Source organism: Pseudoalteromonas sp. T1lg75, from assembly GCF_002964705.1.
In the GTDB taxonomy this organism is placed as follows: Bacteria; Pseudomonadota; Gammaproteobacteria; order Enterobacterales; family Alteromonadaceae; genus Pseudoalteromonas.
Genome location: NZ_PQCD01000033.1, coordinates 294,817 through 317,939 on the forward strand (window position 1 = coordinate 294,817; position 23,123 = coordinate 317,939).

The following is a 23,123-nucleotide window of genomic DNA, read 5'->3' on the forward strand; positions in this document are numbered from 1 at the left end:
TATAGTAACTCATTGCAAATCTGGAAAATGTTGCCAAGGTTTAAAATTTGAGTGGTTAATTACGGGCGTAACGCCTCACTTATATAATGGCTAATCGGGCAAAAACTTGATCTAGATCAAGTTTCCAAACCGGAGCGATGAATAAAACATCATAAAGGTTTGGATACGAACGTATTTATGAGGCGTAGGGTCAACTTTTTGGTAATATCCCGGCTTTAAAATTAAGACTATTGTTGTGTTTTGAATGGGGGCCAACAAATGCGTACGAATCTGCCGGTGACACAGAATGAACGTCACTTCGCGAAAGACCAAAAACTGATCTCGGTGACCGATTTACAGGGCAACATCCTCGACTGTAACCAGGCGTTTATCGACATAAGCGGATATAGCCGCGAAGAGCTTATCGGTCAGCCGCATAATCTTGTTCGCCACCCGGATATGCCTGGTGCCGCCTTTGCCACCATGTGGCGTTATCTTAAGGCCGGTCAACCCTGGATGGGACTGGTTAAAAACCGTTGTAAAAATGGCGATCATTATTGGGTAGATGCCTATGTTACGCCCATCACAGAGCATGGTCAGGTAGTGGGCTATGAGTCGGTGCGCAGTTGCCCCGCTCGTGAAGATGTTAATCGAGCAGCGGCCCTTTATCAGCAAGTGAATGCCAATAAGAGCTCGTTCACTTTGCCGGACAACAGCGAGTTTTATGCCCTCATGTTTGCTTTGCTTGCAGCCTTAGCACTGTGGTTTTTTGAGCAAACACTGGCCGCCGAGGTGGTGATGGTGGGCAGCGTCATTCTTTTTGCCGTTTTTAATACGTTTTCGCGACTACGCCTTAAGAAACGTTTAGATCAACTTATCGAGGGGCGTTTTAACGACCCGCTGGCGGTACTGAGTTATTGCGATCACAGCGGTCCCCTCGGGCGACTCCATGTCGCGGTCAAGGCGGAGCGTGCCCACCTTGGCACTATTTTAACGCGTATCGACGATGCCGCCGCCCGCGTGGCCGACGATGCCCAGGCGAGCTTTAACTTGTCTACCAATGCCGGTCAGCAAATTGACGCCCAGCATCAACAAACCGAGCAAGTGGCGACGGCAATGAATGAGATGACGGCGACCATTGCCGAGGTATCGCAAAATGTGAACCTGACCTCTGAGCAGGCCCGAGCCGCCAATGAACTGGCTATCGAAGGGGCTGAGGTGGCGCAGAAAACCCGCGCTTCAATCGAAACATTGGGGCAGACGGTGGCGCAGATCAGCGATTCGGTGCGCGGTGTCTCCGAGCAATCCGGCTATATTGCCGCGGCGGCGCAGATGATCGAGCAAATTGCCGAGCAGACTAACCTATTGGCCTTGAACGCGGCCATCGAAGCGGCGCGCGCCGGCGAGCAGGGTCGCGGCTTTGCCGTGGTTGCCGATGAGGTGAGACAACTGGCACAGCGAACCCAGCGCTCAACCGGTGAAATCCAGGGGATCATCAATGAATTGAATGCCCGCAGCGAGCAAGCCGTGGTAATCGCCGATCAGGGACAACAGGAATCACTGATGGGCCTAGAGGAAGTGGAACGCAGCACCCATATGCTTGCGGGTATCGTGCAGGCGGTGGCCAATATTAACGATATGGCGACGCAAATGGCCGCGGCCGTGGAAGAGCAAGCCCATGTGTCTGAGGACATTAACAGACAGGTAGTGGGAATTGCCGAGCTCGCCAATGATTCGCAGCAAAGTTCGGTGCAGGCACAAACTGCCATTACCCGTTTGACCAAGGTGGCCGATGATTTGTGTGAGTTGGTTGTGCGCTTTGCCAAACACTAGTGGTTTTTAGGCCGGGACACAATGCAGCCGCGCTTTACCTTCACGAATGGGGATGATGCGCGGCAAAGCATTTGAGTTCTGCCGACCGTTAGCTTAGATTGACGGTAAAAGAATCTTCAGGTTTCCTCCCCATGCATGCACATATCGAGCGCCTTTATAAAATTGCCGCTAAGTCAGAGCGTATTATTGTTGGATTGATGAGCGGTACTTCTATGGATGGCCTCGATGTAGCCCTGTGCCGTGTTCGCGGTGCCGGTACCCATACGCAAGTTGAGGTTCAACATTTTACTACTTGCCCTTATCCCGCAAGCTATCAACAGCGGGTACGTCAGGTTTTTGCCAAGCGTGATATTGACCTGCAGCACCTTACCTTGCTTAATCCCTGGATAGGGCAGTTGCATGGGCAATTGGTGAATGAATGTTTGGCGCGTTGGCACCTAGAGCCGCAGAGTGTTGATGTTATTGCCAGTCATGGGCAGACCGTCTATCACTGTCCGCAAAGCCAGCATGGGCTTAGCGACTATGGCAACGCCACGCTGCAGCTTGGCGATGGTTGCCATCTAGCCCGTACTACCGGGATCATCACCCTGAGCGATTTTCGTCAAAAACACATAGCCGCAGGTGGCGAGGGTGCACCTTTGGCCGCCTATGGGGATTATTGGTATTTTGCCAGTAGCGATGAGCACCGAGTGTTGCTGAATATGGGCGGTATAGCGAATATGACCGTGCTGGCCAAAGATGCTCCCCTAGCAGACACCTTGTGCGCGGACATTGGCCCAGGGAATACCATGCTTGATGCCTATGTGCAGCGCTATTTTGCCCCCCTTGAATACGACAAAGACAGCCAATTGGCAAAACGGGGTAAGGTAGACCCGGCATTATTACGGGCCCTTTGCGCCCATCCGTTTCTTGCCAAGGCCATGCCCAAGACCACGGGCCCGGAAGTATTTAATCTCGCCTATTTACGCCAATGCCAAGCGCAAAGTGATACTCAGGAGTTAAATCATGAGGATGTGCTGGCCACCTTATGTGAATTTGCCGCGCTGGCGATTGCTAAGCAGCTTAATGTCTTGGCAGATAAGCTAGGTGAAATTAAGGTCTATGCCAGCGGCGGTGGCATTCATAATCCATTGTTGATGGCGCGCATTCGCGCTTATTGCCTTACGGGTATAAGCCTGGACTCGTTGCAGCTGTTGGGTATAGAGCCGGATGCCAAGGAAGCGGTGTTATTTGCCCTGTTGGCCAATGAGACCTTGGCCGGCAGCAGCATGAGCGATGCCGGTCATGCGGGCATGCCGGCGGTAAGCATGGGCAAAGTCAGTTTTCCCGACTAAGCCCAAATACGTTGGCAGTAGTCAACCAAACGGCGGGCTTTGGATTTATTTTGCAGGCCAGGGGTTAGGCTTTGGTACAGGCTTTGTGGGTGCAGATGAACGCTAAACTGAGCACTTTCTTTAATGATTTCATGACGACCGTGCAGGCTTAGCTGCAACAGTCCCTGGCCCTGTATTTCCAATTCCATGGACTCGGTGCTGGGGCGCAGCGTCAAAGCCACCATGGCACTATTAAGGTCACGCTCACTGACGCGATAGTGCGCCTGCAACTGGGCATGACGTTGCTCGGCAAAGCTCACGCTGGCATGAAGGCAGTCCCCTGGTTGGGCATTGTTTGGCAGACGGCAAAGCAGTTGCGGCGGCTGTTCGGGCGCGCCTAAAAGCACGGGCTGCTGCGTTAAACTATCAAAGTCTGCTAAAGCATTGTCGTTACGCAGTGCAAACACTGCCAACGGAGAGCGAAACTGGGTCATATCCTGTCAATTATTGCCGATTTGCGGACAATTATGCGCCGTCAAAATGACAGTTTTATGACTTAGATCGAAATTTATACTTTTTTATTAGCTTAACGTAGCTTTATGCCCGTGTATTTACTCGCCCGTTTTTTGTTAGGAGCCAAGTTTAAAGTCTAATCGGACCTTGGTTGTGGCTGCGACCGGCTGCCCATTTTCAAATTTAGGGGCATAGCGCCATTGTTCAACCGCCTTACGCGCTTCCCGTTCAAATTTGCTGCCGCCATCAGAATCAAGAACGGTCACCTGCTCCACAAGACCCGCCGGGTCTATGGTGATTTGCATTTCCACCCAACCTTCTTTGCCCCATCTTGCTGCGGAAATGGGGTATTTTGGATGCACTCGATAGATTGGCACCTGCTCAGCATCGTCACTCCAGGGCCTCATCTTCGCTATGGCCAGGCTATGCTCGGTGGCACTGTCTCTGTCTCCTTTTTGCTCATAGAGTTCTACCAACATTGAACGGGCTTGTAGCTCGAGAAGGTGGTCAAATTCAAGGTTATCATCAAAGACTTTGATTACATTAGTAAGTCGCTCTATGGATTCATTTTTATTGCCTCTAGCCCCGTGAACAATGGCTTGATATAAGTTGATACGCACATACTCCAACGTATTGTTTGCAACATGACTTTGATAATAACTTTCGGCCTTGTCGAGATACTCGCGAGCCTGAGTCATGGCGTGAGGTTTGAAGTGGAAGCGTCTAATTAAAACCTGCGCAGCATTCACACGAAGATCCGCCAGCAGCTTAAAGTCCTTACTTTTGCTAGCAACCTCAATGGCCTGCTCTAAGTAATCTGTGGTGTCTATTCTGCCATCGGCGCTCTCCGCTAGACCGAAGAGAGGATCTATTTTTGCAAGCTCGGATGTCTCTTTATCATTGGCAAAGATTGATAAGGCGCGTTGATAAAGCTCGCTACGCTGCTCTCGTAATTCTTTGGAGTGAACGCCAAGGGTACCGGCATAGTTGATTGCCAGGTTAGCCACATTGACGGAGTCTTTGCCGAATTTCTCGACGCCTAGCGCGTAGGCTGCTTTTGCATATTGTCCAGCAGGTTGGCCGCTTTCTACAGCGTCTTTATACTTTTGGTAAGCGTGATTGAAACTGGTTTCTTGTGCGGCAACCGAAGTGCTTAATGCGGCGGAAATAGCGAGCGGAATGAGGGCCTTTAACATATCGATGTCCTTGCGATTAGGAGGAACAAACACAGCTAAGGAAACAAGCTGATTAACTTAATTTTTACTTTTAATTACAAGTAACATAATTAAAAGACGAAAACCAAGGCTTTCCCTTTGTGGGTAAACGTAAGCTTTTTGATAAGACAGCGAGCGGCAGTGACCTAGCATTAAACAGAGTTAAGTTTCAGGCTGGGATGTTGCTTGAGCACAAAAAATAGCGCCTAACGCGCTATTTTTTGGTTTTGAGTCAATTAGGCGCAGTGATATTTAGCGCCTAGCAAGGGTTTATTTAAACACCACTTCTTTTTGCGAGCGGCTATAGTGACGCTTTTGTTCCGGGGTCCATTCACCATTTTTTAAATATTGTGTTGTGACCACAAACTGCCCGTCGACGTATGAGCTGGTGGATTTCACCCGAGTGATCCCTTCACTGCTACCGCTCACATCCTCATAGGCAACGAAAGAGCCGTCGTCAGTCACTTCTAATGTTCCCTGAGTGTAAAAGCCTGCGGTGGTGAAGTAGTAGAACACCAGGGATTCTTTATCCTTATCCCAAAAAATCAGGGACTCGCCGCCATAGGCACCGTCATTAATACTGTGCATTGTGCGTATCGCCGTACCGTTAAGTGCTCGTTCCCACTTGCCCACATCGGTGACATCAGGTTGCTCGGGGCCCATGCTGAAGGTGGACTCCCAGGTACCCAGGTAAGGTTCGAACACTTGCAGCTCGCTGGCAAGTTTGCCATTGGCACTCGCTATATGGGTACACAGCAGCAAGAAGGCGGAAAGTAAGTATTTCATCGGCGTCTTAATCTCTCGTAACTTTGGTTGTCTTTAAGAGTGAACGACAATCCTTGCGGGATCAAGAAAGAAGCAATGAATACAGTTGATTAGCTATGATATCAAGACCCTTTGTGTGCTCAAAGGGCCGGAATATCGCCAATCATTACAGCAGTGAAACAAGCTTGTAAGCGCTTAAGCCGACCACGGTAATAATGACCGGCAGGCTCAATAGGTTTACCAACCAGTTATTTTTATATTGGCCCATCACCTGCTTGTTATTGAGTAACCATAACAGGTATATACACACAATGGGCAAAAGTAAGGCATTGCTGGCTTGGGCAAAGATGATCACTGCTACGGGGTCGAGCCCCAAGCTGGCAACCGCGGTGCCAAAAACCAAGATGGCGAGGGCCACCAGCTTAAAGCGCGTATCTTCTACCGCGTCTGTGCCACCAAGCATACCACAGACCGCATAAGCGCCGGCTAAGGGAGCGGTAATGGCACTGGTTAGGCCGGCGGCAAATAAACCAATGGCAAAGAAATACTGAGCATAGCTGCCGAGCAGGGGTTCCAGCTGTTTCGCCATATTAGCGGCATTGAGTGGGCCCGTATGCTGACCAAAGAAGGCGACGCTGGCGGTGGCGACTATGGCCAGGGTAATAAGACCGCCAAGACCCACCGAAAGACCCGTGTCCCAATTGTGTGTTCGAATAGCTTGGCCTACATCCTGTGGTTTGGCATCTTCTCTGGCAATCACTCCAGAGTGTAAAAACAGGTTATAAGGCACTATGGTGGTGCCGATCAGCGCCAGCACTGTGGTCAAAGAGTCAGCGGGCAGACTGGGTTTAAAACCGGCAAATAGCTCGCCAAATGATGGCGACGCAAGCACCATGGTGGCAATAAACACTATGCTCATAACGCCAACAAGGAGCATCAAGGTGCGCTCAATTAATTTGTATTTGCCGCTGTAAAGAAGCAGGGCGCTGACAAGGGCAATGACAGGTGTCCAGAAGCTTCCCGTGTGTTGTCCAAAGAGCCCTTGCAAACCGAGGCTTGCGCCACTTAGGTTTCCGGCCTCATAGGCGGCGCTGCCGATGCCGATGGCGCTGATCACCAAAAAGATTGCTAAATACTTTAATAGAGGCTGGTTTATATTATCGCGCAGGGCTGGCGCTAAGCCTTGACCACTAACCACGGCCAACCTCGCTGCCATGCTCTGCAATAAAATGGTGGCAAAGACCGAAAACACCAGCGCCCAAAGCAGGGTAAAACCAAAGCTGGCGCCGGCGACGGACGCGGTGGTAATGGTGCCTGGACCGATAAAAGCGGCGGCAACGAGCAGGCCTGGGCCGAGTTTTTTCATATTGTTAACCCTGTCTCTTTTTAGCGCTATTGAACTAAGCGCTCATCATTATTCTTGTTATCTAGTGCAGGTTAATAAGATATAGAAAAGCTGGCAATAAAGAAAACGACTCTACTTTTCATCTTTTTCCAGTTCGGGGTGCTCCAGTAATACGGCACCGCTGCTAAGCTCCGCTAATTGGTCGTCTGGGTTGTATATAGGGCAATGTTGCATCGACAGGCAGCCGCAACCGATACAGCCGTCAACCTTGTCTCTAAGCCTCTGCATATACGCAATCTTCTCATCTAACTGCCTTTGCCAATGCCGCGATAGGCGTTGCCAGTCGGCCTTGGTTGGCGTGCGCTGATCCGGCAAGGTACTCAGTGTTTCCTTAATTTCTTCGAGCGTTATGCCCATCTTCTGTGCCGCTTTGATCACGGCGAGGCGTCGCAATACATCACGTTTATAGCGGCGCTGGTTACCCTGGTTACGCCAACTGCGGATCAGTCCTTTCTTTTCATAAAAGTGCAATGTTGAAATACTTACGTCGGCGCGCTTGGCCACCAACCCCACGGACAGGTTCGCTTCTAATGTCATTTGCTCTTGACCTAAACCTAAGTTGAGCTTTTAGCCTATTGCTAAATTTCAAATAAGGCAATTGGTTATGGCTAAACAAATTATTATCTTCAGCAGTGCACGACGTCACGGCAACACCTATAAAGCAGCACGAACGCTGGCGCGGCGATTGGATACCTATATATTGTTTCTAGACGATTTTCGAATAAAAAATTATTGCTATGAAATAAATGAGTATAAAGAGATTGAAGAAGATGATTTTCGAGCACTCATAGCTAAATTACTTACCTTTGAGCACTGGGTTTTCGCCTCTCCCGTTTACTGGTATAACACCACACCTCAGCTAAAGAACTTCTTTGATCGCCTCACCGACTATATGAATGAAGAAGAATTGCGCCCGCAACTGAGGTTATTGCGTAACAAGCACATGTCGCTGCTGTCGACTAGTAACGTTGAACTCGGCCTAGACGCCTTTGCTGCTCCCTTTAAATTAAGCGCCGAATATTTGGGGATGAGGTTTATTACCCACTACCATGCTTCGGCTCTGACACCTTCACAAATTAAAATTCATCTGGGCACTAGTCCATTTAGCAGGCCCTACTGGCATCGTTTATTCGTAAAGGTAATGGAAAAGAAGTAAAAGAGGCAGGTCTGAATGATTTAGAAATTCGCTCTTAAAATCTTTAACTTACGTTATATTTTGAATTCTTAAATGTAAATAGTTTGTTCCTTAATTGTGTATTTAATTGATCTTATTTTAACATCTATATTATAAGTTGAATGTCAAGTGAATAAATGAAACAAGAAGTATTAAAGTGTATCAATTCGTGAGGTTTTGGTCTGCATTAGTTGCCCCTGTTGACAGAGAGTAAATTGAACATTTTTTATTAATAAAAAAATATGGATTTTTTTATCTATTTTTGTTGTAAAAAATTGTGGGAGTGGGTAAAACATTTTCGTGCCCAATTTTAATTTTGCTATTTAAGCCAAGTTAATAAGCTTTTTGGGTAGGTGATAATAAAAAATTCAGGGAATAAAAATGTTTACTAAATCAACAATCACAAAAGCGATACAATATTCGCTGCTTGTTGGATCTGTGGTAACAGGTCAAGCGTTTGCAGCCGAAGATGCATCGGAAGAACAGGTAGAGCGTATTCAGGTAACTGGCTCAAAAATTAAGCGTATCGGTGAGCTATCACCGACGCCAGTAACTGTAATTACCGGCGATACCTTAACTGACGCGGGTATTACTAACGTTGCAGATCTGCTTTCAGAAATGCCTTCTGCGACTGTAGGTCTTTCTCCAGAAACTACAAACAACTTTATCTTTGCCAACGGCTTGAGTAACACCGACCTACGTGGTTTGGGTTCAGACCGTACTCTGGTACTAGTTAATGGTCGCCGCTATGTAGCGGGTGCGCCAGGCAGTGCAGCGGTTGACTTAAACAACATTGCAACGTCTATGATTGAGCGTATCGAAGTATCAACAGGTGGTGCTTCTGCGGTATACGGTTCTGATGCGATTGCCGGTGTTGTTAACATCATCACTAAAAAATCGTTTGACGGTGTTGAGATCGATGCCTCAACCTCTCAACCTACCCAGGACGGCGGTGAGTCATACTACACTTCACTAACTTTTGGTGATGAAGGCGAAAGCAGCAGTTTCATCGCTAACATCACTTACACTAAAAACGAACAGCTTCGCGCCGATCAGCGTGACTTTATTCGTAATGGTGTAATTGCTATCGACCACCCAGATAACGTTGATAACGAAGATGGTATTCCACGTCGTATTATTTGGGATAAAGAAGGTTCAACATCGCTGTTCGTATACAGCAAAACAGGTGACTTCTTTGCACCAGACGGCCACTTCGTTTTCGCCGATGACGGCTCTATTCGTCCATTTGAAACTGGCGAGTTTTTACCTGCGAGTTCGACTCCGGGAAGCCGTAACACCCAGTATTACATCGGCGATGGCGATGGTTATAACTTCTTAGAACACAAATACGTTCGTACTCCATTAGAGCGTTTAAATGCGTCAGCTAATGTAAATTATGACATTAACGAAGACCATAAAATGTCTTTTGAAATGACGTATTCAAACACGTCTGCATATGGTGAGAGTTCTCCAGCGTTCTTCTACCTACCGGGTAACAGCACGGATAACCCATTCTTTAGCGATGAGACGCAGCAGTTCTTCGATGACCGTGGCATGGACACCTTCGGCGCTTACTTCCTAGCGGATCTGTTCGGTCATCGTAAGTATGATCAGAACCGTGAACTTATTCGTGGTGCGCTAAGCTTCGAAGGCATGATCACTGATAACTGGACATATGACGCTTATATCACTAAGGGTCACGTACAAGCCGATACGACTTGGTTTGGTGAGCTAATCGAAGAACGTTTCTATAACGCTATTGATGCTGCCTTGGACGACGATGGTAACATCGTATGTCGCAGTGCCGAAGCTCAGGCCGATGGTTGTGTGCCTCTGAATATTTGGGGTAAGGGCTTAGCTTCTGAAGAAGCATTAGCATATGTAGGTACAGACGCGATGCGTCGTGCAACAATCGACCAAACAGTCATTGGTGCAACGGTAACGGGTGATCTATTTGAATTACCGGCAGGTCCTTTAGCGGCTGCATTCTCAGCGGAATACCGTGAAGAAAAAGCATCTACCTTGCCGGATCCGTCAATGCGTAACGGTCTTATCTTTAACAACCAATCAGATGCCCTTCGTGGTGAATTTGATGTAACTGAAGTTGCTGCTGAATTCTCAATTCCAGTGGTAGTAGATACTGCATTTGCCGATGAGATCTTCTTCGAACTAGCGTACCGTTACATGGATTATTCTTCTACAGGTACAGATGATGCTTGGAAAGTAAGCTTCAACTATGTGCTTAACGATGAACTACGCTTCCGTGCAAACCGCTCTAAATCGGTTCGTGCGCCTAACATTGATGAACTATTTGCACCAAAAGGCCAAACCTTTGCGTCATTCAACGATCCGTGTGAGCAAGGTCAAATCGATAACGCCGGTGAGTTCCGCGATAACGTAGAGCGTAACTGTCGTGCAGCGGGTATCCCAGAAGGTTGGGCTCCTACTGACCTATGGAAGACGACTAACCACCCTGGTTGGGTAGTAGGTAACCAAGATCTAGAGAACGAAACGGCGGACGACATTACCCTTGGTTTTATCTATACGCCGAGCTTTGCTGAAGATCTAAGCTTCACGGTAGATTACTGGGAATTCGAACTAGAGAAAATGATCGTAGCAACTGGCGCTGCATCTATTGTTAGAAACTGTTATGAGTTTGAATCGCTGGATAACCCATACTGTGGTCTGATCGAGCGTGACCCAGATTCACTAGAAATCACAGCTTTCTATGAGAAGCCTGTAAACGCCGCGACAAGCAGCATCAAGGGTACCGATATCGAAGTTAACTATGGCCTTGAGACTGGCTTTGGTGAGTTCGATTTCCGTTTGGTAACTACTTACCTTGCCGAGCGTAAGCTAAATACCACCGGCCGTCCTGAAGATGAGCGTGAGTTCCAAGGGGAAGTTCACCGTCCACGCTGGAAGGCGCGTTTCACAACTAACTATAGCTGGAATGATCTAAGCGTTGCAGTAAATGCAAACTATCGTCATGCTACCGTAGTTGACCGTGAATGGACTCCTGAAGACAACAACTACAACAACATCCCTTCATATATCGAGTGGGATTTGACAGCGCGTTATCAAGTTCTTGAAAGCCTTGAACTACGTGGTGGTTTGTTGAATGTATTTGACCGTACACCACCTCGTCATCCTTCTTACTACGATGACGGTGAGTTCTTCGACCTAGATGGCCGTACGGTAACTTTAGGTTTGAACTACAAGTTCTAATTTGACTGCTAGTTAAAGACTAGAGGTAAAATTACAAAGCCCTACCTTAACAAGGTGGGGCTTTTTTACGTCTTCACTCCGACCCGCCCACGCCATCCTCGCCAGTCAACAGAGAATACAATGCGTTGTCATGGCTTAGCGATGAAACCGGCCATGCTCTTAGGAAATAAAAGTGCACTGGCAGTAAAAAGTTCGTCGATGGGCTGAGTTTATTGAGGAAATAAAAAAAGGAGCGACAAAAGTCGCTCCCTTGTATGTATAAAAGTAAATTTTAAAACAACGCCTTAGTCTTCTTTTTCTGCGTCTTTCACGGCTTTGAGTTTAGCGGCGTGGTCAATCTTGAATTCCGGCATGTCTTTGTTGCCTTCCATCAAGTAGTTGTCCATCCAACGCATTAAACGCAGGCTGTAATCGTATTGTGCCGCTACCTTACGGTTACCATGGCCTTCGCCCGGGTAGTATACCAAGCGTACGTCTTTGCCTTGCACTTTCATGTAGCGATAAAGCTCCATGGATTGTGCCGGGTGAACACGGGGGTCGTCTTTACCATGCATAATAAGCAATGGTGTTTTCGATTGACCCGCCCAGTAGATTGGGCTGCGTTCCAGGTACCATTGCCACTTGTCCCAAGGGTAAGAGCGAGCGTGAACCAGGTGCATTTCGTTGGAAATATCCGTGGTACCAAACTTGGAAAGCTGGTTGGTCACCCCTACGAACATCACGCTGGCGGCAAAGTGCTCGGTCAGCTTGGTTGCACCCCAGGCCGAGGCATAACCACCGTAAGAACCACCTGTGATGCCCACGCGCTTGCTGTCAACCAGGCCCATGTCTACAAGGTATTGCTTCATGTCGACTAGGTCGTCGAACTCTTTACCGGCATAGTCGTTTTGACCCAGCTTAGAGTACTCAACCCCTTTACCCGTTGAACCACGGTAGTTAGGGTAGAACACGGCGTAGCCGCGGGCTGCACCCATTTGCCCTGGATCTGAATAGCTTGTTACCCACCCATTTTTGTCATGGCTTTCTGGACCGCCGTGGACCGCCATGATCAGTGGGTAGGTTTTGCCTTCTTCATAGTCAAGCGGGTAAACAAGTACACCACCGATTTCAACGCCATCGCGGGCCTTAAAGGTCAGCGCTTCTTGCTTGGCGAAGCGTTTGTCATTGAGCCAAGGGTTTGAGTCGCTTAAACGCGTCGCCTTTGAGCCGCGCACCATATACACCTCGTTCGGGTGTTTGGCGGTGTTGGCACTCAGGGCCAGAGTCTTGTCCGAGTCTGAAATGCTCAAAGAGCCGGCGATAAATTTGCCTTCTTTTACCAGCTTCTTGTATTTGTTTGAGCCAACTTTGACCTGACCGATAAAGCTTTCAGGGCTAACCTGAGCCACAAAGTTTAAGGTGTTGCGCTTGTTCGACCATTCAAAATCGCTGATATGACCCATAAAGTCAGGCAGCCATTCATTGATCTCACCGGTTTCGGTATCGGCAAGGTATAAACGACCGGTAGCCGGATCGTGCTTGTCGTCGGCGCCAAGAATCGCCACGTAGCGGCCATCGTGAGAAAGCTCGGCGGCACCTAGCTTACCTTCGGTTTTAAATGACAAGGTCACTTGCTTGGTGGCGACATCGAACAGGTGCCATTGTGACTTCATGTATTTGTCATCGATCAGCGCCGTAGGCTGGGTCTTAACCAACAGCTTTTTGCCATCGGCTGAGTAATTCATGTCGCTGACATAGCCTGCAATGGCAATGGCCTCTGGGTCGAGTGGCTTGTCGGCTTGCGCAAGGTCAACCAGGTGCAGTTGTTTGTTGTCCAGACCTAGTTCATACACTTCGGCCATAAAGCCAAGTTTTTTAAGTTCTTTTTCAGACTTGTCTTTTGCCGGCATGGCCAGCAAGGCTACCTGCTCGCCATTGGGGCTGAGCTCGTAGCTGGCAATGGCGCGACCTTTGAGGGCCATGACTTTTTGCGCCTGACCGCCATCAACGGGGATCTGATATAGGGCGGTGAATTTATCTTCTGCAAGCTTGGCCAAGAAATAAATGTGTTTGCCATCTGCAGACCAGCTGATGCTCTTGATGTTGACCTTGCCGGTAATATAGGGGCGTTCTACCCCTTCATCATCAATAACGTACAACTCGCTGTAGTTAAGACCGTTTTTGTCCTTGTAGAGTTCACGCGGGAGAGAGCGAGTAAAGGCCACCTGCTCGCCATCCGGGCTTACTGCGGTTTGTAAAACGCTTTTAATTTTTGGAATGTCTTCAACGGTGATGGTGTCATTGGCAAATACCGGAGCGCTGACGCCCACGGCCATTGCCAGGGCCAGCGTCGATTTTAATAATTTCATGTCTGTCCTTCGCTTGTTGTCAGTCGTCGCTATTCTACAAAAGCGCGCCGCGAAAGCCAGTGTTTGCGATTAAGGCCAGAATCGGTGGGTTAAACAACGGGACTACAGAGACAGTTGGCGGGCGCTTGTTGCTCTGCGCCTGCCAACTTGGGTTGGGAACTGTTCCGAGGGCCTAAACCTAGGCCCTGATTGCTAATTTATGGGGCCGGCTCTTCGTTCTCGGTGGCCACCGTATGCAAGGTGGTCAGCTTATACCCGGAGGCAGTGTTGGCATCGGCCTCTAAAATCACTATGTAGTTGCCGTCCTCGGTCACATCCACATTTCCTTCCTGGTGCAGCACTATTTCCTGGCCGTTATCTTCTAAAATGGCATAAAAGCCATAGTTTTTATCGAGTAGGGTCAATGACTTGGCGCTATAACTATTGACGCTATCCAGATGGTGTTCGGTTTGCGAAATGGGCTGACCATCGAGGGTAAAGTAGATGTCTAGCTTGTGCACCGGCAAACCGGCGTATTCGTCGACCAGGTTTACCACGGTGAGCTGATGGCTAACGCTGTTCGGCACCAGGTTTTGCGCCACACTCATCAGTCTTGGCCCGTGCTCGGCATCCTTGTAGAAAATACCTAAGGCGCTTTGCTCTTGCTCCAGGGTTAACAGGTAATTATCTACCAGGGTATTGCCCTGCTCATCATGCATGGAAATAGAGTAGCTGTTCGGTGCCAGTTGTAACGTCTGTGACAGGGTATCGGCGGCGGTGCTTGCCGTGCTTAGCTGGAAGTCCCCCTTACTGGCGCTGAATTGGGCGTTTGGATACTCGTCTATGCTGTTGTAAAACTGCACCTGAGCCTGGGCATCTTTGTTTTTCAGGCTATACGGGGTATTGCCATTGGTAATGATGTCCACCGTCAGGTAGTCGCTGTTATTGTCATAGCTGGGGCGAATGGCCATTACCAGGGCATCGTCGGAGCTGATGCGGGTTTCATCGGATTGCCAAATGGGCGTGGTTGCGCCAGCTTGGGTCAGGTAGAAGGTATAGGTGTCGACCCTGTGCTCTGTACTCGCGCTAAGGGTTTCAAACATTGCCGAGCCCACCAATTCAGCCTGATCGAAGACGCCATCCTCCGCGGCCATATACAGATCGAAATTGCGCCCTTCACTGGTGATATTGAGCATTTGCAACGAGAACATATCACTGGCTTCACGGTAGGGCAAATCAACGCTGATGAGCTTTTTATCTTCGATGTTGCCATACATCATTAATAAGGTTTTGGTGTCGTCAACAATGCTCAAGGTGTCGCCGATAATATCGACCAGGTTGCCCTGATCATTGCTGTATTGGATGGCGTAGTCGTAATCGTCGGCGGTGTAGTTGTGTGTTGATGTGACATCGCCCAGATCCGCCGTGGTGCGCGCAACATCGGCGATGCTCAGGGTCATGGTTGGGCCATTTATGGTGCCGTTGTATAGCTGAATACTGCCCGAGTCGCTGTTGCCGTCGGAGCTGCTGCCGCAACCGCTGAGGGTGACTAGGGCGGTGCCTGCTAGCGCTGCCAGGGTTGGCTTAAGGCCTTTATTATTGTTGTGTTTCATACTTGATTCCATAGTGAACTAGGTGCCCAGTATGACCGATAAAAAAACAAAAAATCCCATGTTTTACATAGTATTACTCCACTTAACAGATGTTTACACAAGTGTGAAAAAGTGTGCGATTTTTGACTGTGCGGGTTACATATGTAGCACCCAAACGTACCGCCCGTCTGTAACCAGACGACAGCGGTTATTGGGATTTATAAAGGGAGTCCAGTTCGGGAATATTTAACTCCCAACGGGGCACGGGATCGCCGATATAATGACGGACCGCATCCAGCAGTAGGCGGGTACGCACCGGTAGATCGCGATGAGGGTAGAGCGCATACATGGCGCCATAGTCGGGTAGATTAACGTCGTGCAGAAGCGGTGTCAGCAGGCCGTCACGTATTTCATTTTCGATTAAAAACGCCGGTACCAGACAAAAAGCGGTACCGGAGATCACCTTATCGAGGATCACCTCACCGTCGTTGGAGGTATACACGGCGTTGATCACCTGCTCACACTCCTCGCCCTCGGCATTTATATAGTTAATGGTATCAAGACGGGTATGCGAGGTGGCGTAGGTGGCCGCCGGTAATTGTCCGAGCTCTTCTATGGATTGAGGGTTACCATAGGTGGCGATAAACTCCGGGCTTGCCAGCAGGAGCATGCGGTTGCGGGCCACTTTTCGGGCGATCAAGGATGAGTCGCGGGGCTCACCGATGCGAAAGGCCAAGTCATAGCCCTCGGAGATCATATCGACGGGGCGATCACCCAAGCGCATATCGACGTTGACCTGAGGGAAGCGCTTTTGAAAGTCGTTGATCACCGGCTGAATGTAGCGCCGACCCAGGGTGTGCGAGGTGGCAATGCGCAGCAGGCCACGAGGCTCCTGGTGGTAGTTTTCCGCGAGTTGCACCGTGTCCGTTAGCAGCAGGCGCAGGTCTCGGGCTTTTTTCACCATTTCCGCTCCGGCGGCGGTCAATGAAAACGACCGGGTGGTGCGATTAAGTAAGCGTACGCCCAGTTCATCTTCTAACTTACTGATCTGTTTAGAAATCACCGAGCGATCTATGTTGCGCATGGCGGCGGCTTTAGAAAAGGATCCCTGTTCCACTACTTCAAGGAGCATAATGAGTCGGCTGGTGGTATCCATAGCTAGGGTCTCGGCGGGGCAGCATCAATTGATGCCATTCTGGCATTAATGTTTTTATAAAACCAGTGTATCTGGCGCCGCTGTGGTTATTTAACATGGTAATACCAATTCTGTTAAGTATGTGGTTAAAGATTGCGCTGGATAAATGATGTGATAACAGGCGGAGTTTTTCTTATGTCGTATTCTCCATAGAAAAATTCCAACGCCGTTAGTATGATATTTAGCCCGCTAGAATGATTAGCTATTTAAGTGAATTGGTATAAGGTTGAATCTTGGCGTCTATTTGCTCAGTATGAGCCCAGCAATTGACGCCAGTAGCGAACAGTAGACGCGTCGCTGGGCGGCGATATGAATTTTTAATAATAGGAAGTAGGTTATGCTCGGCCCCACAAATACTATGCAAGCGCTTGTTATAAATGAGCCTTCTCCCTCTTTGGCGTTACAGATGCAGGAGCTGCCGGTACCGCAGATCGGTGCCAATGAGGTGCTGGTGGAGGTTGAATATGTGGGTCTCAATCATATCGATGCGCGTCTTGGCGCCGAGGGTTTTTGTCGTTGGCACTATCCTCATGTGCTTGGCCTCGATGCCGTGGGCACGGTTGTTGAGGCGCCGGTAGGGGTATTTCCTAAGCGCGGTACCCGGGTGATCTTTACCACCAGTTTGGCCGAGCAGGGGGTGCTCAAGCGCTATACCAAGGTGGCTAACTATGCGGTTGCCGAAGTGCCCGAGTCCATCCCCAGTGCTGTGGCCGCCACCTTGCCCAATGCCGGGATGACGGCGCTGGCAGCCTTGGATAAAATTCAGTTGCAGGCGGGTGAGAGCATCTATATTAATTCCGGCTGCGGGGCGGTGGCGCATTTTGCCATTCAATACGCACGCCAGCGCGGAGCCAAGGTGTTTGTCAGTGCTCCGCAAAGCGAGCATGAGCGAATTAAGGCCTTGGGCGCCGAGGTGTTGTTTGCCAGCGAGGGTGAGCAGTTGGTGCAGGATATCAAGCACGAACTCGGCCCCGACGGTTTTGACACCATACTCAACAGCTGCGGTGGTGAGACTTTTGTTGCCGATTTGGCGCATCTGCGCTTTGGTGGCCGTATTGCCTGTCTCAATGGTTTTGCACAAATCCCGCAGGAGTTGCTGTTTAGCCGGGCACCCGTTATCGCCGCCGTGTCGTTGGGCGGAGCCTGGTTGGCAAACAGCCTATGTGCGCAGCAAAAATTGAGCTTTATGGGACAACAATTATTGCAGGATGTGGGCGCCGGTCACATTCAGCCTCCAGCCCATCGTACCTTGGCCTTTGATGCCGATTTGGTCAGTGAGGCTCTGCGCGAACTGTATCACCACAGCGCCGATGTGCGTCCTGTGGTGACAGTTAAATCGGCTCAAGGCTGAGACATTCCCCTTGAGCCAGAGGCCGGCGCGAACCAGCGTGGGCCGAGTCACTAGAAAGAGCGCGAGTAGGACAAGGAAATAAAGTCCAGGCCCGGGTTAGGGCTTTCAAAACCGGCATTGGAATAATGCAGGTAGCGCAGTCCAAACTCGGCATTATCCAGTTTATATACTAGGCCAATTCTGTCTTCAAACTGGTAGTGGGTGCTTACGTCTTTACCGGCAAACTGAGTGTCATCCAAAAGCGAAAAGCCGATCCCAAATTCAAACATCAGCGGATTGCCCCGGTATTGTGTGAGCGGGTATTGAAACACCGGGGTGAGTGCCACAACAAAGTTGTGATCATAGTCGTTATTGTCGCCGTAGCGCCAAAAATTCACACTGCTTTCGAGAAACATCTCAACGTTATTGAAGCGCTCCGGCAGGTATTCGCTGAGATAATACTGATAGCCTAACTTGATCCCTTGTACATCCCCTTCACCCTGAATGTAATGCAGGGTGTATCCGTGCCGTGGTGCTTCCTGAGCCTGACTGGCCGCCATAGGAGCCAGGCTTAGGGCGCCCGCCAAGGTGGCTAACATTAGTGATTTCATACGCTTAACCTCACAACAAAAAGGGCGCGTACTATTTATTGTGTCGGGCCTGGGATCAATGCACGAAAATGCACAGTGCTGGTGCATACACGGCAACAATAAACTAACTATTTGAATAATAAGAATAAAATTATATGTGCAAAATCGGAATCAATAATGTGCGTATTTGTTGCTTATATTTCAAAATCCAATCCGCTACTATTGCCACCAATTCGAAGTGAGGAGAGTGGCCAATGCGAGCACCCAAGCTGTTTATACTGTTTATTACCACCGCCATGCTGATGTTGTCGGCGAGCAAGGCCCAGGCTGCAAATGCCGAAGAGCCTTACACGCTGCTTAAGCAGGTTGGCGAGCAACTCTTTGTTGATATCGGCAATATTGATGCCGAAGAACAACAGAAAAAAGCGCAATTACGCACCCTGGTAAAGGCGCAGTTGATACCCCATATCGATACCAAATTTGTGTCGTTTAAGCTCCTTGGCAAGCATGTCCGCGAGATCAATAAGCAACAGGCGCTTACCTTTATCGGTGCCATCGAGTCATACCTGACCAATACCTATGCCAATGCCCTGATGAGCTATACGGGTCAGGAAGTGCACTTTATTAAACCTAATGCGGCGCCAACTAATGGCTATGCGACGGTGAAAACCGAGATTGTCGAAGCGGGCAAGCCGACCATAGATATCGTCTTTAAACTGCGCCAAGACAAGGCCGGTAGCTGGCGCGTCTATGACCTGGTAGCCGAGGGTATTTCACTACTTGATGCCAAACAGAAAGAAATTATCGCTCGTATCACCGAGGTGGGCATCGACCAGGTTAATCAAGAATTGTTAGCCAAGGGCTAATACAGAGTTCTGTTCCTGCAGTGTTTGGGGAAACTTGTAGTCTTTTACCCATGAGGCTCTCCCTGGGGCTACCCCAGGAGTTCCCCTTTTTTTCTCTGCTGGAGCGCGTTTGTACTGATTGCTAGTACGTTGTTGTTATTGTTGTGACAACATTTTTTGGGGTGAACTTATAGCCTTTTCCCTGTGGCTTCCTATCAATAAGTTCACCCTTTTTTTTTGCTTAGAGACTTTTCTTCGGTGGCAGCACCACGTTTGCAAAAATAAGCCCAGCCACAAGTGACATAAAGATCAAAAAGGTTTGTTGGCCGATATGGTCGGCATAAACAAAATCTTGCCCTTCAATTAAAGAGTTAAGTCCAATGTAGGTTTTTGACCCCGGCACCAGTACGATTAAGCCCTGCATGGCAACGATGGAGGCTGGCGCGTTGGCGATGCGGTTAAAGAGGTTACTAAAAATCCCCACCGCAAGGGCGCCGACAAAGGTCCCCAGGGTGTAATCCAGGTAAGCGGCGGAGCCGATGCTGGCACCATAGGCGATAAAGCCAGAGGCAATAGACCAAATTGCATGTTTTGTTTTGGTTCTAAAAATAACCACCAGTGAAATACACAGCAGTAAAATAGCAAGCCAGGCGGTCCACTTTGGTAGGGGATCCGGGGCCACAAAGTCCGCTTGTCCAAACAATGCAAAGCCAATCCCAATCCCAATAAAAGCCCCAAAATAGAGCTTAAAGAGCAACATAAAGGAGTCCATCACTCGCGCTGTACCGGACACCAGATGCCGCGCCGCTAATTCGGCAAGACCGAGCGCCAAGGCCAGACCGGGGATAAAGACAATGATACTGGAGAGCACCACTAGGCGAATGTTGATCTGGGCGTCCAGATACACACTAATGGCACAGGCCAAAATGGCTGATATCACGGCAACCAAGGGCTCGAGCATGTGGGCTACACGGCGCGAGTAGCTTGACCAGAGCACGAACAAGTAAACCACCAGGGTGAGCAAGCCGGAATAAAATACATCATTCCAGCTGGTGCCCATCAACATGGCGAACGCGCCGCCAGAGGAAGCAAAGGCTACGGCGGTGATCAGTTTATTGTAAGGCGCCGGCATCACGGCGATTTCATCTAGGCGCTTATCCGCCTCGGTGATGCTTAATTCGCCTTTGAGCAACGAGTTCACCACTTCGTCGGTGTTTGCTAATGAGCCCAGATCGTGCTCACCCGGATCAACACGAGCCACATGGGTATACTCGTTTTCATGACCGTCGGTCCAGATCACAAAGGTCACCGAGGTCGGTGACATTACAAAGGAAGACTTCAGCTCCAGGTAGGTCGCAACCTCCATCAGGTGCGCCTCGAGTCGATAGGCCGGGGTACCGTATTTGTGCAGCATCTTGCCGAGCTTAACGATAAATTTACGTTTTTCTTTAAAGAGAGCGTCTTCCACGCAGCGGTCCTCGGTAGTCATTCATAACGCATAGAGCGTGCGCATTTTATTGATCTAAGGTTACCTGTCTACTGATTTCTATCAAGATTTTATTGAATTTTTTGCTTCAATCCATTGTGCCATGTATTGGGTACTGCGCATGGTGTGGTGTTTTAGCATTTGCCCGGTGAAGTTTGTCTGGCGGTGCTGCATCAGGTTTTGCTGTAACTCCTTGATGCGTGCCAACAAGTTAGAGGACAAGGTATGGCTGTCGTAGATCTGGTTGAGTATTTGCTGGCCGTGACCCTGGGCGGTAATGAATTCGGCTTCATTTTCATGTAAGCGCACCGCGGCATCGGCAAATTGCTGCGGGTCGTTGTGCACAGCTCCGTTCCACGGCAAGTCTAAATGCATACCCTCGGCGCCAATGCGGGTAGTGACCGAAGGGGTGGCGGTGATCATGGCTTCCAGTAGTTTGCCCTTGATACCGGCACCAAAACGCAATGGTGCCAAACACACCCGCGCCGCGCTCATCACTGCCAATGCATCATCGGCCCAGCCCTTGATTAAAAAGCCGGTTTTTGGATTATGCAAGGCGGTAGCCTTAGGCGGCGGGTAAGAGCCGTAGATATGCAGTTCCGCCTTGGGGAGCTGTTTGCGAATAAGCGGCCAGATCTGTTGTAAATACAGCACCGCATCCCAGTTGGGTGCATGCCTGAAGTTGCCAATAGTCATAAAATGTTGGCGCTCGGCGAAGCTCGGTGTTTGCTTGGGCAGGGCGCTTAAGTCGACCATAAAGGGCAGGTGATGCAGCAGCGCGCGGTCAACCTTAAATACCTCATTGAGCAGCTGCATTTCGTAGGTGGAGATGATCAAGCTGAGATCGCAGCGCAAAATAGCGGCGATTTCGCGCTTGGCCAAATCCGTGTGCAGGTCGCTCGTCTCAAACTCCTTGCCCGCTTTATGGGCCTCATGGCGAGCACCGCGCAAACACTGAAGGTCTTCGGTATCGAGGATTTTCATGGCATCCGGTGCATACTTATCGACCCGCCAGCCGAATTGCTCTTCCATCATAAAGCGATCGAACATCACAATATCCGGGTTTAATTCGTTGAGGTAGGCGTCAAAACTACTGCAATTGAGGGCGATATCCGCGCTGCTGATCCCATATTGTGCCAAGTCTTCCATATGTTCTGTGCGCTGCGCCGGTGAGGCGAATTCCACCTGCCAACCTTGATTTCGAAACAGTTTGAGTAACGACATCATATGGCTGCCGGCCGCCGACGAATTGGGCTCTGGCCACACATAGCCAATCACTAATACTTGGGTCATAAACAAGACGCTCGTTTAATAAGGGTTACATCGATAAGCGTGCGGCGAGGCACGTTTTGATCACTGAGTAACGCGGTTAAAATGCTTAGGCTGTGCTCGGCCAGATCGCCGCTGCGATAGGCCACCGAGCTGAGCGGACAAGGCAAAACAGCGGAGTCGGGCAGATCGCCAAAACCCACGATCTTAAGCTCCTTGCCGACACTCAGGCCATGACTTGGCAGGGCATCGAGCACGCCATAGGCGAGTTGGTCGCTGGCACATAAAAGCCCCACGGGCGCCGCCCGGTCATCGGTACGCACTTTGGCGATCACCTGGGCCAGTGCTGGGTCATTCAAGGCCTGCTGACCTGCCTGGCGGGTATTATCACAGGGGATGTATTGGCTGCTCGGGGTACCTGGGTGCAAATGTACCGCCTGCTCAAACCCCTCTTTAAAATGTGCATAATTGCTCAGAGAGGGGCCGCCCACCAAGGCCAGAGCGTGACAGCCCTGCTCCAGTAATGCCTGAGTTGCCAAAAACGCCCCGCGCTGAGTATCGGCCAATACACAGGGGGCCTCGCTAAAGGGCACTTCACGGAGCACATTAATGATCACCATGCCGCTATTGTTAAGTGCGTTTTGCCAATTAACATCCGTGCCCGTGGCCGGACACAAAATCACCGCGGTCACATTGGATTCCTTGAGACGTTCCATCAACCGTTGCTGGGTGTCGAGCTCATCATTACTGCTAAGCAGCATGGGCACAAAGCCGCGCTCCAGCACGCCTTGTTGCAGTGTCGTTGCCAGCTCTGTGAATTTTGGGTTATCCAAGGTTGGCAGCATAATTGCCACCAGGCCCGAGCGTTTTGAGCGCAGCGCTGCCGCATCCCGGTTATATACATACCCCAATTCGGCCATCGCCTGGCGCACCTTTTCCTTGGTTTTAATGCTGACCTTGTCCGGTTGCGTTAGCACCAGCGAAACGGTGGATTTAGACACCCCGGCGAGCTCGGCAACTTGGATAATGGTGACTTTGGGATGAGGTGGTGTGCTGTTCATGGCA

Annotated in this window: 18 protein-coding genes; 6 read left to right on the plus strand and 12 right to left on the minus strand. The window is 49.7% G+C overall.

The genetic code is table 11. The features are described from left to right. The first annotated feature begins 258 nt into the window (after positions 1-258). Together C2M36_RS07900 and C2M36_RS07905 are read left to right on the plus strand one after the other, a co-directional pair. On the plus strand, positions 259-1,812 hold the full coding sequence (locus C2M36_RS07900) for a methyl-accepting chemotaxis protein (RefSeq protein WP_105254438.1): 1,554 nt from the start codon (positions 259-261) through the stop codon (positions 1,810-1,812). Positions 1,813-1,943: 131 nt separating this feature from the next. Then, positions 1,944-3,146 carry an anhydro-N-acetylmuramic acid kinase gene (locus tag C2M36_RS07905; protein WP_105254439.1) on the plus strand — a complete coding sequence of 401 codons (1,203 nt, stop codon included), beginning with the start codon at positions 1,944-1,946 and terminating at the stop codon, positions 3,144-3,146. On the opposite strand, the gene C2M36_RS07910 is transcribed toward C2M36_RS07905, so the two are convergent. From C2M36_RS07910 to soxR, 5 genes are all read right to left on the minus strand, one after another. Next, complete coding sequence (locus C2M36_RS07910; protein ID WP_105254440.1) at positions 3,143-3,619, minus strand: hypothetical protein; 477 nt, start codon at positions 3,617-3,619, stop codon at positions 3,143-3,145. The genes C2M36_RS07905 and C2M36_RS07910 overlap by 4 nt on opposite strands. Positions 3,620-3,754: 135 nt before the next feature. Next, positions 3,755-4,834 (minus strand): energy transducer TonB, encoded by a 1,080-nt coding sequence (locus C2M36_RS07915; RefSeq protein WP_105254441.1) that lies wholly within the window; start codon positions 4,832-4,834, stop codon positions 3,755-3,757. Positions 4,835-5,122: 288 nt separating this feature from the next. Continuing rightward, positions 5,123-5,638 (minus strand): hypothetical protein, encoded by a 516-nt coding sequence (locus C2M36_RS07920; protein WP_105254442.1) that lies wholly within the window; start codon positions 5,636-5,638, stop codon positions 5,123-5,125. A 145-nt stretch (positions 5,639-5,783) separates the two neighbouring features. Then, on the minus strand, positions 5,784-6,983 hold the full coding sequence (locus C2M36_RS07925) for an Nramp family divalent metal transporter (protein ID WP_105254443.1): 1,200 nt from the start codon (positions 6,981-6,983) through the stop codon (positions 5,784-5,786). 111 nt (positions 6,984-7,094) lie between these two features. Next, entirely contained in the window at positions 7,095-7,559 is a 465-nt protein-coding gene (gene soxR / locus C2M36_RS07930; protein WP_105254444.1) for a redox-sensitive transcriptional activator SoxR, read from the minus strand. 67 nt (positions 7,560-7,626) lie between these two features. Between soxR and C2M36_RS07935 the strand changes: the two genes are divergently transcribed. Next, complete coding sequence (locus C2M36_RS07935) at positions 7,627-8,178, plus strand: flavodoxin family protein (RefSeq protein WP_105254445.1); 552 nt, start codon at positions 7,627-7,629, stop codon at positions 8,176-8,178. 456 nt (positions 8,179-8,634) lie between these two features. Next, entirely contained in the window at positions 8,635-11,424 is a 2,790-nt protein-coding gene (locus tag C2M36_RS07940) for a TonB-dependent receptor domain-containing protein (RefSeq protein ID WP_234399118.1), read from the plus strand. 284 nt (positions 11,425-11,708) lie between these two features. Here the strand turns inward: C2M36_RS07940 and C2M36_RS07945 are convergent, their stop codons facing one another. The 3 genes from C2M36_RS07945 to C2M36_RS07955 form a co-directional block, all read right to left on the minus strand. Next, the gene (locus C2M36_RS07945; protein ID WP_105254447.1) at positions 11,709-13,772 is read right to left on the minus strand and encodes a S9 family peptidase; all 2,064 of its coding nucleotides are present in this window, start codon (positions 13,770-13,772) and stop codon (positions 11,709-11,711) included. A 197-nt stretch (positions 13,773-13,969) separates the two neighbouring features. Next, positions 13,970-15,364 carry a hypothetical protein gene (locus tag C2M36_RS07950; RefSeq protein WP_105254448.1) on the minus strand — a complete coding sequence of 465 codons (1,395 nt, stop codon included), beginning with the start codon at positions 15,362-15,364 and terminating at the stop codon, positions 13,970-13,972. Positions 15,365-15,551: 187 nt separating this feature from the next. After that, complete coding sequence (locus C2M36_RS07955; protein WP_105254449.1) at positions 15,552-16,499, minus strand: LysR family transcriptional regulator; 948 nt, start codon at positions 16,497-16,499, stop codon at positions 15,552-15,554. A gap of 445 nt (positions 16,500-16,944) precedes the next feature. Here C2M36_RS07955 and C2M36_RS07960 point away from each other — a divergent pair, with 445 nt between their 5' ends. Beyond that, a complete protein-coding gene (locus C2M36_RS07960) occupies positions 16,945-17,889 on the plus strand; it encodes a zinc-binding dehydrogenase (protein ID WP_234399119.1) in 945 nt (314 codons plus the stop codon). Positions 17,890-17,939: 50 nt separating this feature from the next. Here the strand turns inward: C2M36_RS07960 and C2M36_RS07965 are convergent, their stop codons facing one another. Further along, a complete protein-coding gene (locus tag C2M36_RS07965) occupies positions 17,940-18,479 on the minus strand; it encodes an acyloxyacyl hydrolase (RefSeq protein ID WP_105254451.1) in 540 nt (179 codons plus the stop codon). Between the two features lie 233 nt (positions 18,480-18,712). Here C2M36_RS07965 and C2M36_RS07970 point away from each other — a divergent pair, with 233 nt between their 5' ends. Continuing rightward, positions 18,713-19,324 carry an MlaC/ttg2D family ABC transporter substrate-binding protein gene (locus tag C2M36_RS07970; protein WP_234399120.1) on the plus strand — a complete coding sequence of 204 codons (612 nt, stop codon included), beginning with the start codon at positions 18,713-18,715 and terminating at the stop codon, positions 19,322-19,324. A gap of 220 nt (positions 19,325-19,544) precedes the next feature. Here the strand turns inward: C2M36_RS07970 and C2M36_RS07975 are convergent, their stop codons facing one another. From C2M36_RS07975 to C2M36_RS07985, 3 genes are read right to left on the minus strand one after another with little or no spacing between them, the layout of a single operon-like run. Further along, complete coding sequence (locus C2M36_RS07975) at positions 19,545-20,792, minus strand: threonine/serine exporter family protein (RefSeq protein ID WP_105254452.1); 1,248 nt, start codon at positions 20,790-20,792, stop codon at positions 19,545-19,547. Positions 20,793-20,852: 60 nt separating this feature from the next. Beyond that, positions 20,853-22,082, minus strand: coding sequence for a glycosyltransferase (locus C2M36_RS07980; RefSeq protein ID WP_105254453.1), 1,230 nt, complete (start codon positions 22,080-22,082; stop codon positions 20,853-20,855). Further along, complete coding sequence (locus C2M36_RS07985) at positions 22,079-23,119, minus strand: LacI family DNA-binding transcriptional regulator (protein WP_105254454.1); 1,041 nt, start codon at positions 23,117-23,119, stop codon at positions 22,079-22,081. The genes C2M36_RS07980 and C2M36_RS07985 overlap by 4 nt, the downstream gene beginning before the upstream one ends. Positions 23,120-23,123: the final 4 nt, after the last annotated feature.